Genomic DNA, 11,603 nt, shown 5'->3' with positions numbered 1-11,603 from the left:
TCATCATAAGAATAATAGGAAACTGTTTTTTTTACAAATGTTCTGTGCACTCAAAAATAAGTAATTTATAATATGTACAGATCATCTTATCAGCAAATACTAGATCCTAATATTCGCTAATGTTATAAGACTTCTATCAAAATCAAGAATCTCAAATAGTTTTGACATAGGCACTATTAAGACGTTAGGAGTCTTCCCAGTGGGAGCTTCGTCCTTAGCCAAATCAGAATAAAAATATTTTTCTAAAACGTAAAGTGCGGCCAGAGCACTTAGTATATTATACAAACTTGCATGTTGATAGTTATACTTCCCATTCGCATCTTTAGAAGAACGATTATGCTTTATGTCATTATACCTTCTCCACCATCCTGGAGTAATGTTTTGAAGATTACTGCCACTTCTGTGACCATCCGGATCAAAATGCCACTCTTCCCATGGAATCAATTTACAGTCACGAAGTTCTGATAAATGTACAGTTTCCCTTACTATTTCAGAGTGTTGTGTGAGAATATATTTAGCGTAATCTCTTATGTTGCAATAGCTTCCTGCAATAGAAGTTTTATTTTTGATGTATTTGCAATACTCCTTAAATATTACATCTATTTCAGAACAAATTGCTTGATATATTTTTATAAGCTCGTTTGAAAAACAATCGTAATTGTCTGGATGAAATGACATATAAGGTTCAATATCTACAACATCTCTTTCGAGGATCAAGTAATATTTCCAGTACACTTTTTTAAATTCAGTGGTTATCAAGAACATTACCTCCTTATCATTTTGTAGAATAACAAAGGATTATATTATTAGAAAGCGTTTAACCGTTGTCAACTTAATAATTTATATCATTTGCTCAATACTAACTAATTTTTATCAATTCAATGATAAAATATAATTACTCTTAATCACTTTGTTTTATTGTTTAAGTATCACTAGAACGTGAATCCACAGTTACCAAGCTTCACATTGTATAGCAAGTATATGGATAATGAGCGGTTGTATTGCAAAGTTTTGTAGCTCTATTATTCATAATAAAAAACACTATAATATACAACTCATTCTATTGAAGATAGCAATGTTAAAATATGCATAAGTAATTTTGAACGATATTCATTATAGTACTCTGCATTTTTAAGTCTATGAGCAACATTATTTCTAATATTCTCACCGGTTTCCTCATTTAAAAAATATATTAAGTATTCATGAACATTTTCCGTTATTTTTGCTATAAATCTAGAATTTTTCAAAACATCTGACAAGTTAACTGTCGTCTGAACAGTATTATCATTATCCTTAGCTTGAATATCAGTCCCATTTTCGTTTTTGTATATATTACGAATAATAGACTCTATACAAGGCACAATAACGTGAATAAATGGAATATATCTCTTTGTTGCATAGTCATCAAATGCATAATATATAAAATCTATATCCTCTTTAGTAATATATTTTGATTTCATAACATATTCTCTTACTGCATCCATTGTAAAGTCATCCGATGATTCTAACGCATCTATTGCAGGCAAAATATTTGTTAAAGCATGAAGTGTATATACTTGACTTTTTGCTTGTATAAGAGGATTGAATCCTGTATTTACTACTTTTCCATCCCCCAAAGTGGATATAGTGGCAATTCGTGCAAGACTAGATTGATTTTCAAAGGATTGAACAAATGCTTTAATATCACTAAATGAAGCTAGTGGCCTATAAAATAGAGATGAAGAAATAATTTTTCCTTCAGAATCATAATAATTTATACTTAATGCACTCGATAACGCTTTGATTCTATTTTGTATACAACCTCCAGCCTTAGAGAAATACGCTTTTATATCTATAATATCCTTATTGATTTTTTGATTTTCCTTCTCAGGTAGCTCAAACTTGGACTCACTCCACACTATCTCATTATTTGAGATGAGATCATGTAAAACTGCAAGACTTTCCTTTTCTAATTCATTGTCCTTTATTTTTTTCGCAATCTCAGATGCCTTTTGGGCAAAAGAAATCTCTCTCAACGTACGAGCCCCACATTTAGCAAGATTTAAGCTTGATCTTGAAATTGCTCTCTCTAATGGAAATACATTGATAAATTTAATTCCAGATTCTTGAATTTGTTGTAGTAATTGCCCTAGAGCTATAACATCGTTTACCTTGCTTAATCTATATATAATGTTAATATATATAGATTCAGTACGGATTAATGTTTTATCTCGATCTTCAGGCTTGTCAAAACCTTTTATAATTAAAAGTAGCTTTATTACAATATTGCTTAAGCATCCATTTTTTTCAACATAATCTAAAGAGAGATTTGCAATCTCAAATTTAGATATCCTCATCGTAGAACTTACAAAGAGCAATAAATTAAGTAAATCCAAGTCAAAAATAGTCCATCTAGTTTCATTAAAAATTTCATTCTTGTATACAAGCACATATTCAACTAGCTTTTTAGAACGTTCATACTTCTCTTTCTTACAACTACATTCTACCAAAACAGCATAATATCTTGTTTTCAAAAGTGGAGAAGTAAACCTTTCCGCAGCAGAAATTATATATTTCATTTCATCCTCATTAAAATCAGGAGTAATTATGTGACATAATACATAACTAATATTTTCTTCTGTTTTTGCATAAATCCCTCCAAATCCTTGTTCTTCTAGATGCTTTTTATTTATTTCATCTATTCCTTTTTCGATAATTAACTCAGTTATTACTTGCTCAATTTCCTTGTATTCTATATTATTCACCTCCTTTTAAACTTCTAATTATTAACATAACCTGTCCAGTTTATTTGATTTGATATGACTAACTTTAAGAATATTACGTATCACACAATTACTTCGCTTAATGCTTATTTTGAACGTAGACGCACAATTTCATTTTTAATCTTTTCTTTCAATTCTTTTCTCTGCTCCTCATTCGGTCTTGTAGATTCATCAAACAATTCCTCATTTGACAATTGATATACCGAACTAATTATAGGAGTATCACCTTTTACTCTCGGATATAAATGCCAATGAATATGAGGACATCCATTTCCAAGTAGTTCATAGTTCATCTTATCAGGCTTAAATATATTAGAAACAGCCTCCGCTACTATAGACATTTCTTCAAGATGTTTAATTTTAAAAGAATGTTCTAAGTTGTGTAATTCAGGACCATGCTCTTTACAATTGAAAACGGTATAGCCCTTGAACCTCTGAAACCATCCTAAAATTACATATCCTGTTTCAAGTTCCATAATAAAATATGGGTCATCCTTAATCCTTTTTTGCTTTTCACACACTTTACAACCCATTCTATAACCTCCTACACAAAATATTAATTATCTTCAGTTCTCACTTGAATACGAGGATGACATATCCCCTCTATTCATATAACTAACTGAGATCTTTATAAAACAATACTTTTCAGCTAACTACTGTATTTCCTACACTCATAATTATTTCACAGTTTTTTTAACGTCAAATTATAGACATAATTAGAATTACCTTTTCAGCTTTATTTATTATAATACTCCTCCAACTTCTCCTCGCACCATTCCCCTATCCACACTTTCTCTTCCCCACGAATCTTCTTCCACACATTCCCATTAAACTCCACATACTCACTCTCCCGACATTTCCTCATAAACCTCATATCCTCAAATCTCTTAAAAGGATTAGATAATATATTTCTTTTCACATCTTTTCTATCAATTACATCATTATTATAAATGCACTTTTTCTTCTCAGCCACAAGCCCTCTCTTTTTCCTATCCTCATAAAAATCTATAAAATAATCCACAATATCTTCAATTAATACCTTTCCTTTATCATCAGCTTCCTCTAGCATTGCTTTTAGAAGTACTGGTTTATAGGAGTATGACATATCCATTGTTTTAACCATATCCATGAATTTCTCTTTCATGTTAGCTGCGTTTATAATTTCCCAATCAAATTCTTTTACATATTTTATAACAGTTTCTTCTTTAAAATATTTAAAGCTGCGAGCTCCCATTGGCACCTCTAAATCTGGTATTATTTTACCTTCCCTTATGTATCTTTCTATAGTTTCAGACTGTACATCTACCATTCTTACAAATTCTATTTGAGATATTAAGTCTTTCACTTCACTTTGCCAATTGAATAAATCTATTAATTCATAGTCTGTAGCCTCCATTGGAAAATCTAAGAAGGCTACTGGTTTCTCTCCTTTTCTAAATAGGTCTTCATCCATTTTTCTATCCTTACCTGAAGCTACTACATAATTCCCTGGTACATATTTTGATAAATCAAACATTCTATGAGCTGATAAGGGCATATTAAATAAGCTGGCATTATCTATAAAGTCAAATACCATTAAATAGTCTTTGCCTTCTGATTTTCTGGTTCCACGTCCTAGCTGCTGCATGTATATTGTTTTTGACATAGTAGGTCTTGCCATTAATAAAACCTGCGTTTTAGGACTGTCCCAACCTTCATTTAACAAGTCACAAGCACATAATACCTGTATATCTCCATTCTCGTAGTTTTTTAATATTTTATCTCTATACTTTGACTTCGTAGTTCCTGATACCGCCTCTGCTTTAACTCCCGCTTCCTTAAACAGCTTGGCTACTTCTTCTGCATGAAAAACTGAAGCACAGAAAACTACAGTCTTTTTATCTTTCACATATTGTATATAAGTATCCACCAAGAGATTATTTCTCTCTGGTACAAATAACTTACTTTCTAAGTCTTGAGAATTATATTTTATTCCGCCAATTCTAACAGAAGATAAATCCACATTTGTTTTAAGTCTTATACATCTAATAGGCACTAGTTCACCAATTTCCACGGCAGTTTTTAAATCTAGCTTATGAGCTACATTTTTAAAGAGCTCTAAAACATTCTCCCCATCATTTCTCTCTGGAGTAGCAGAAAGCCCTAATGTGAATTTTGGTTTAAAGTATCCTAAAATCTTTTTATATGTATCTGCAGTTCCGTGATGAGCTTCATCTATAATTATGTATCCAAAATCCTCTGGTTTAAATTCTTCTAAATTACCACTTAAACTTTGAATGCTAGCACAAACTATATATGTATCTTTAGCCTTTTCTTCACCCATGTATATTCCACAAGAAGCCTCTGACCATGCTGCTTCAAATGCATCTTTAGCTTGATTCACTAATTCCTTTGTATGTGCTATAAATAATGTTCTCTTTCCAAACTTCTTAGCATCTGTTACTGCTGTTATTGTCTTACCTGTACCTGTAGCATGATATAGCAATGCTATAGTTTCATTATTCTTTCTCATATTTTCAAGACTCGCTATAGCCTCCGCCTGATGGTCCTTAAGTATAAAAGCCTTGCCCTTTTGTTTTGGAAGATATTCTTCTAGCTCTTTAAACATAGGTAATTCACCAAGGAAAGTTTGAAGTTCATCCTTTACCATTTCTGGTTTTGTATGCAGCTGATTATATACCCATCTATAAATCTTCCAATTTTCATATATAAGACTATTTTGTTTGAGCAAATCATCATAATATTTATCTTGGGATACCTTTGAAGGATTATGCCAAGTCTCCCCATCAATTTCTATGGCAATCTTTTGCCCTTCACTTTCTAGAGCAAAATCTATAAATCTACTATTTCCATATATATCAACGAAAGGATGCTGTATTGATAAATACTTTGTATTTTCTGGTCCAAAGACCTCAGCAAATATATCTATAAATAAATCCTCTGCTATGCTCCCTAATTTAAAACTATCATTTGGTGCCATCCACGTGGCAAGTGGCATGTTCTTATTATTAACCATATCTACCTCACTTCAAAATTTTCATTTTATTTTTGAAAATTACATTAATTCCACTCTATCACATCAACATTGCTAAATTAGGGGAATATTGTCACATTGAAAATTAAAAATGATACCAACCCACTATATGCGACAAAAAGGTATAATGGATAAACAATAAATGTCTATCCATTATAGTAAGTTCACCTATTCTTAATTAATCTCCTTATTTCATTCCAATATTGTCCTATGCTATAATTAAACCAAGCTATTAAACAAGGAGGTCCCCTACAATGAAAATCTACAACAAATTAGTCCGCGACAAAATTCTTGAAATAATTAAAGCCACTGGCAAGAGCTTTGATGCACATTATGCTAAAAAGGAAGAATTACTTCCGCTTCTTGAAGCAAAATTAACTGAGGAAGTATCTGAATATCTAGAAGATAAAAACTTAGGAGAACTTGCTGATGTTATGGAAGTTTTATTTAGTCTCGCTGGTGCTCTTGGATATTCCGAGGAAGAATTAATTGCCAAGAGAAATACAAAAAAAGAAGAAAGAGGCGGCTTTGAGAAAGGCATAATCCTTGAGAGAGTTTATGAATAGATAATACCCTTTTTATTCAATTTTAAGAGCACCAGCTTTGTATATGAATATGTCATCTCTTGCGGCCCTTTAAATAATTTCTTTTTCCCCATCTTCCTCTAAACTAACTGGCATACTTGTATTGAACTTTCTTCCTTTACTTTTTCATAATCATAAAATAAAAACGAATAATTTTCAACTGGATAATAATTAATTTCACATTATTTATATTTTTCACATTTTGCACATATAGACATTTTCGTTTTTAAATATTCCTCCATATACCCTTTTAAAGCTACACCTGATATATTAGGACATTTTATATTATTGCTTATTTCTGCTTCAGAATAATTTTCCACTTCCATTAAATACTTTATATGATTCCCTCGGCAATTTGCCATTTTACTTGCATTTGTTTGTCCATCTGTTAATGAAGCATATTTACGACTATATTGCTTTCCAAGTTCTTCTTTAATATTTCTTTCAACAACAGCAGCTACTTCACTATAAGATAAAGAATATTCACTTTTTAATTTTTCTAAATTCATATATTCATTTTTTAAATCTTTTCTTAACTTAAGTTCAATCTCAGTTGAAATCTCCTCTTTTCTTTGAGATAAGGATATATTCAACTCGCTATTTGCTGTTTTTAAACCATTTATTTCATTCTCTTTTTCAGTAATTAGTTTCTGAGACTCAAATTGAATTTTATTAATATCATCTTGCAAGTCTCTATTACATGTAGTAACACTTAAAATTTCCTTGTCTTTTTTATTAATATCCTCTACATACCTTTTCCCAATATCATGCAATGAATTTTGGCAGAATTCTATGGTCTTGTTTTTGTACATAGAAACTTCATTCTGATACTCAGTTATATCGGTAATATACGTAATATCTTTAAAATACAAGTATGCTATTATGCAATAATCATTTTTTATAGTAATAGTATCAAGTACACTAGCCAATATTAGTCCTCTTTTATGTTTATTTTTCTCTTCTAACTCATTTTTTTCCTCAGTAATTGGTATATACATAAAAAGTAAATGATTATTACTATAATCTTTAAGGGCTAATAAGAACTCTGCATCGGCATGAAATGCGTAATAACCACTTATTTCATCTACTGTAGTTTGCTCAAGCATATTTATGATAGAGCCACGCTTCTCTTTATTAGTACCGATTCTTTCATCAATTTCAGTTTTATCTAAGCCTTGAAGATTTAAGATGTCTGTATAGTTATTAGAAATATATGTTGCTCTCTTTAAGTGATCTATTGAATATGCATTTATAATATTTTCTTCTAGAAAACCTACTTTTTTATATTCTATAGCTTTTTTAATATGATTAACTGATAGTAGGTTTTTCGTAGTTTGCCCTTCAAAAATATATTGTTCAGTTCTTTGAATCGGGTTTGCATTACCACTATGCAAGGGAGCCGCTAATAAATCAGCCCTCAATTTTGTATTTTCATCTCTATTGTAGGTATATATATCCTCATCTCTTAAAACTACGTATTTGTTTTCTTTACTCCAAAATTTCGAAACTGCAAACCTTTTCATTTCTCTATGGACAGCGCTTTCATAAGTGTTTGCTCTAGGCTTTTCAAACTTAAAGATTTCTTTATAAACTTCATTTGAAGTTCTTAAGTTACAATCATGAGTATCATCATCCTCTTCTTTACATTGTTTATGTGCAAAGTATGGATTTTTCTTCATTCCGTCTCCCAAAGCACATATAAAGACTTCTTCTTTACATCCACAACACCTTAACTTCACTTTATTGACTGGTGTATGATATAAGTAACTAGATATACCAGTACTATTACTCATTAACCAATACTCTGGATAAATCTCTATCCATTCATTATTAATATAAGCCTCTGCTTTTTCCACTATGCTCACTCCCCCTCTTTATTACATTTTTGGTGCCACCCACGTGGCAAGTGGCAAGTTCTAAACTCATTGCAATAACCCCCTAACCCTTTGTTGTTATTTAAAAACTTTCTTCAGCACATCAAAAATACTAAAACTAGTACGATTATATACACGATTATAAGCAGCCTTTTTAGGATTTGTAATCCAACCAAATCCACGTGGTGCTTTTAACCCTAAGCTATTTTTTATTATTCTCTTGGGGCTAGTTCTACTGCTAATCATTTTCTTTAAGCTTGGTTTTCTTAATCCAAATTTCATTATACTGCCTCCCAAATTCTATTTTCCGTCCTAATTATGGAGCTGCTTTGGTAACTCTATAACCCATTTTCTAAGGTTACTCAAATTCTTTCTCGCCAATTCTTCAAGTTCAACAGTCGCTTGATTGACTTTACCCTTTTTAACATATAAAGAACTTATCGTTGTTCTATTCCCCTCACATTCCAGGCTAAATCCATCCGGTATTGTTATTTCCTTAATAATTCCACTTACAACAAAATAGGCAGAATAAATTTTTGATGTAAGATGCCCACTGCAACAAAATTGAGTTTTATATCCTTTTTTATTTAAGCCAAAAATTATATCCAACATAGGAGTATCTATATCGTCAAGCTTCCTTAAGCACTTTCTACAGAAAGTTTTTCCGTCCTTATAAATGGTTAAACAATTCATACAAGCTTTTGTTTTATGATTTAAATCAGAATTAACACAATCTACACTTTGGAAAGACAACAAGCTTTCATTCAGATCTTTCGAAAGCAGCAGGTCTATTTCTTCCTTTTTTTCAGGGACTGTATAGTATTTTGCATCCGAATCATATTTACCAACAACATCCCTTCCGTCTTGTCTTATAAGTCCCCTAGTTGTCAATGAATCTACCAATAGGTTAATATCCCAAAGCTTTATTTCTACAATATTTGCAATCATAAACAAACTTGGAGCATGCGGCTGTCTTTTTATATATCTCAAGGCATTGAACATTGTTTCTTCAGAAACCTTACCGAGCAGATACTTATTAATATACTCTTCAGGAAAGCCTTCTTCCCTCATACCCGCTTCAACTTTGTTAACATATTCCTCTGAGGCTTTAACTCCACCCTCAACTTTATTTACTACGGTATAAGCGATTGCCTTCACCAATTCTCCCCCAAGTTCAACACTTACAGTTATTGGCGTGTAAATCCCTATACCTACTCCTTCCCTTTTATCAATTTCCCTCAGTGCCCTATTACTCATCTCTAACACCAGGCCAAGTACATAATCATTTTTGGAAGCTATTACATCAAGTACTCCCCCGTTCCATTTATTAGAGAACTTTGTAAAAGCTAACTTGTAATTTTCAAGCTTTCCTATTCCAAGTACAACATAGTTTTTCTCCGCTCCATCTTCTTTCAAGGTCTTTTCAATTTCCATCCTATTAGTCAAACTTCCATAAGCAAATACCAGATTCATAATTATCCACTCCTTAATATTTGGTGCCACCCACGTGGCAAGTGGCAAGTTCTTATTCTTAACTATATTCACTTCATTACGACTTCATTTAACCTATTCTATCATAATATTTTTGCTAAATTAGGGGTATATTGTCATATCGCAAATTAAATATACCCCAACAATACTAACCCTCATCTCACTCCCCATACTTTCATCAATCACTACAGTAAATAGTATTGTTTCGTCCTCGCCATAGTTCTCTTCTATAAGTTGTGCTGCAGCATTTATTTCTAAGAGGCCTAAGCTCGAACCACCTGAAAAGGTCAGTATAAGTAATTTGCAATCTTTGTAGTTTTTGAAGCTATATACATTACTTAAAGCTAAAGCATCTGCTTTCTCTGTTTGCCTTCTCATTTTTTATACCATCTTATTTATATGGTATCATTGGCCAAAAGTGAAAATTTGCCTTGCGGAAATTTTAAAATAAAAAAGCTATCAAAATGTTTAATACATTTTAATAGCTTTTATGAATATCTTCTATTTTTTTTCTTAGCTTATATCTCTTTCTGATTAAGACATCCATTATTCTTAGACACCATGATCATATCATCTACAGCGTCATCAATGCTCAAAGTATGCTCTATTTCATAATTATCCAGCAAGAAATTAATAGCTTTATGCTCATTAAGATAATTAAAAGCTTCTTTTCCATTTATATTTAATCTGTCTGCAAATTCATTAACACATACCACCAGATATTTAACTATATTTAAATCTCTTTCTCTTAACATCTTAATCACTCTCCACGTATTAGTTTACCTACTATTATTATAGTCAATTTTCTTATTAAAAGAAAGATTTAATAAAATTCATCTTATTTCTATATATGCTAGTATGGTTGTTAGTATCATTTGGTGCCACCCACATGGCAAGTGGCATATTCTAAACGTATTGCAATATCCCCGTAACCCGCAGTTGTTATTTAAATAGCTTCTTTAATACATCAAAAATACTAAAACTAGTACGATTATATACACGGTTATAAGCAGCTCTATTCGTTTTATTACCTCTCCCTCATCAAATCATAGAAATTCCATTAAATTTTTATCCTTATATAAATCCCCCGTCCATATTTTCTTTTTATTTTTTTCTATGATTATATTTATATGATATCATTCGCCAAAGGTAAAAATTTCTCTCGTAAAAATTTAAAATAAACAAGCTGTCAAAATATTATTTTGTAAACCAATGAAGTTGTTATTTGCATTGTTAATATTTATATTTTTTTTATTAAAGACTGTTTTATGTCTAATATTGCATTCATTAAGCCCAAGATTTATACCATTTATGATATTTTATATTTTAAATGGTACAAGTAAAAATAAAAAAGGTTCAAAATAGAACCTTTTTACATATATCAACAACCTATTAAATTATTTAATTGCAGATGGATTTTTTACTTTTATGCTTGTTACTTCACCACAATCTTTACAAAATTCAACGATAAGTTCGGAACCCCCTAATCCAGTTCTTGAATCTAAGGACTGTAAACTTGCTATTCCAGATATTTTACCCTTTTTTCTTTCTATTGAGCCACATTTGCTACATGCCTTGTTATTCTCCAAAGTGATTACCTCCTAAATTAGATTTTAATATTTGTGGATTGTTCAATAAATAGCAACAACCCATTTAATAAGTTTAACAATTCTTTACTTTATTTACAACTTTTTAGTATAACATTGCATTTTTAGTTAAGTTTATAAAACAATTTATTTTAATTACATCCAAGGGCTCTGAAAAGCACTTATAGATAAATACCCTCACATCATATTTATGACAGGAGGGTATTTTATTTAAGTCTATTTTTTAAAAACGTCCTTGACACAGGCTCCAC

The 11,603-nt window shown here is 31.0% G+C and carries 11 protein-coding genes; 1 reads left to right on the top strand and 10 read right to left on the bottom strand.

The genetic code is table 11. The features are described 5' to 3' along the window. Window positions 1-99: 99 nt before the first annotated feature. From G9F72_RS10790 to G9F72_RS10775, 4 genes are all read right to left on the bottom strand, one after another. Window positions 100-759 carry a hypothetical protein gene (locus G9F72_RS10790; protein WP_164956420.1) on the bottom strand — a complete coding sequence of 220 codons (660 nt, stop codon included), beginning with the start codon at window positions 757-759 and terminating at the stop codon, window positions 100-102. Window positions 760-1,055: 296 nt separating this feature from the next. Then, on the bottom strand, window positions 1,056-2,744 hold the full coding sequence (locus G9F72_RS27395; protein WP_164956419.1) for a DUF4209 domain-containing protein: 1,689 nt from the start codon (window positions 2,742-2,744) through the stop codon (window positions 1,056-1,058). A gap of 104 nt (window positions 2,745-2,848) precedes the next feature. Further along, on the bottom strand, window positions 2,849-3,295 hold the full coding sequence (locus tag G9F72_RS10780) for an HIT family protein (RefSeq protein WP_164956418.1): 447 nt from the start codon (window positions 3,293-3,295) through the stop codon (window positions 2,849-2,851). A gap of 203 nt (window positions 3,296-3,498) precedes the next feature. Next, window positions 3,499-5,778 carry a DEAD/DEAH box helicase gene (locus G9F72_RS10775; RefSeq protein WP_224676070.1) on the bottom strand — a complete coding sequence of 760 codons (2,280 nt, stop codon included), beginning with the start codon at window positions 5,776-5,778 and terminating at the stop codon, window positions 3,499-3,501. Window positions 5,779-6,050: 272 nt separating this feature from the next. Between G9F72_RS10775 and G9F72_RS10770 the strand changes: the two genes are divergently transcribed. Further along, entirely contained in the window at window positions 6,051-6,362 is a 312-nt protein-coding gene (locus G9F72_RS10770) for a nucleoside triphosphate pyrophosphohydrolase (RefSeq protein ID WP_164956417.1), read from the top strand. A gap of 200 nt (window positions 6,363-6,562) precedes the next feature. Here the strand turns inward: G9F72_RS10770 and G9F72_RS10765 are convergent, their stop codons facing one another. From G9F72_RS10765 to G9F72_RS10740, 6 genes are all read right to left on the bottom strand, one after another. Continuing rightward, window positions 6,563-8,236: a hypothetical protein gene (locus G9F72_RS10765; protein WP_164956416.1), complete on the bottom strand. Its 1,674-nt coding sequence runs from the start codon at window positions 8,234-8,236 to the stop codon at window positions 6,563-6,565. Between the two features lie 96 nt (window positions 8,237-8,332). Next, entirely contained in the window at window positions 8,333-8,536 is a 204-nt protein-coding gene (locus G9F72_RS10760) for a hypothetical protein (protein WP_164956415.1), read from the bottom strand. 30 nt (window positions 8,537-8,566) lie between these two features. Beyond that, on the bottom strand, window positions 8,567-9,727 hold the full coding sequence (locus tag G9F72_RS10755; protein ID WP_164956414.1) for a gamma-glutamylcyclotransferase family protein: 1,161 nt from the start codon (window positions 9,725-9,727) through the stop codon (window positions 8,567-8,569). A 120-nt stretch (window positions 9,728-9,847) separates the two neighbouring features. Continuing rightward, window positions 9,848-10,123, bottom strand: coding sequence for a hypothetical protein (locus G9F72_RS10750; protein WP_164956413.1), 276 nt, complete (start codon window positions 10,121-10,123; stop codon window positions 9,848-9,850). Window positions 10,124-10,263: 140 nt separating this feature from the next. Further along, the gene (locus tag G9F72_RS10745; protein ID WP_187356039.1) at window positions 10,264-10,500 is read right to left on the bottom strand and encodes a DUF3791 domain-containing protein; all 237 of its coding nucleotides are present in this window, start codon (window positions 10,498-10,500) and stop codon (window positions 10,264-10,266) included. A gap of 642 nt (window positions 10,501-11,142) precedes the next feature. Further along, entirely contained in the window at window positions 11,143-11,334 is a 192-nt protein-coding gene (locus tag G9F72_RS10740; protein WP_164956412.1) for a hypothetical protein, read from the bottom strand. Window positions 11,335-11,603 lie beyond the last annotated feature (269 nt).

This window comes from Clostridium estertheticum, from assembly GCF_011065935.2.
Classification (GTDB): domain Bacteria; phylum Bacillota; class Clostridia; order Clostridiales; family Clostridiaceae; genus Clostridium_AD; species Clostridium_AD estertheticum_A.
This window is presented reverse-complemented; position numbering and strand designations above follow the sequence as displayed.

Excerpts from the sequence above, each read along its gene's own strand:
- G9F72_RS10775 (WP_224676070.1), bottom strand. The coding sequence starts at position 5,778 with ATGGTTAATAATAAGAACATGCCACTTGCCACGTGGATGGCACCAAAT.
- G9F72_RS10745 (WP_187356039.1), bottom strand. The coding sequence starts at position 10,500 with ATGTTAAGAGAAAGAGATTTAAATATAGTTAAATATCTGGTGGTATGT.
- G9F72_RS10780 (WP_164956418.1), bottom strand. The coding sequence starts at position 3,295 with ATGGGTTGTAAAGTGTGTGAAAAGCAAAAAAGGATTAAGGATGACCCA.
- G9F72_RS10760 (WP_164956415.1), bottom strand. The coding sequence starts at position 8,536 with ATGAAATTTGGATTAAGAAAACCAAGCTTAAAGAAAATGATTAGCAGT.
- G9F72_RS10755 (WP_164956414.1), bottom strand. The coding sequence starts at position 9,727 with ATGAATCTGGTATTTGCTTATGGAAGTTTGACTAATAGGATGGAAATT.
- G9F72_RS10770 (WP_164956417.1), top strand. The coding sequence starts at position 6,051 with ATGAAAATCTACAACAAATTAGTCCGCGACAAAATTCTTGAAATAATT.
- G9F72_RS10750 (WP_164956413.1), bottom strand. The coding sequence starts at position 10,123 with ATGAGAAGGCAAACAGAGAAAGCAGATGCTTTAGCTTTAAGTAATGTA.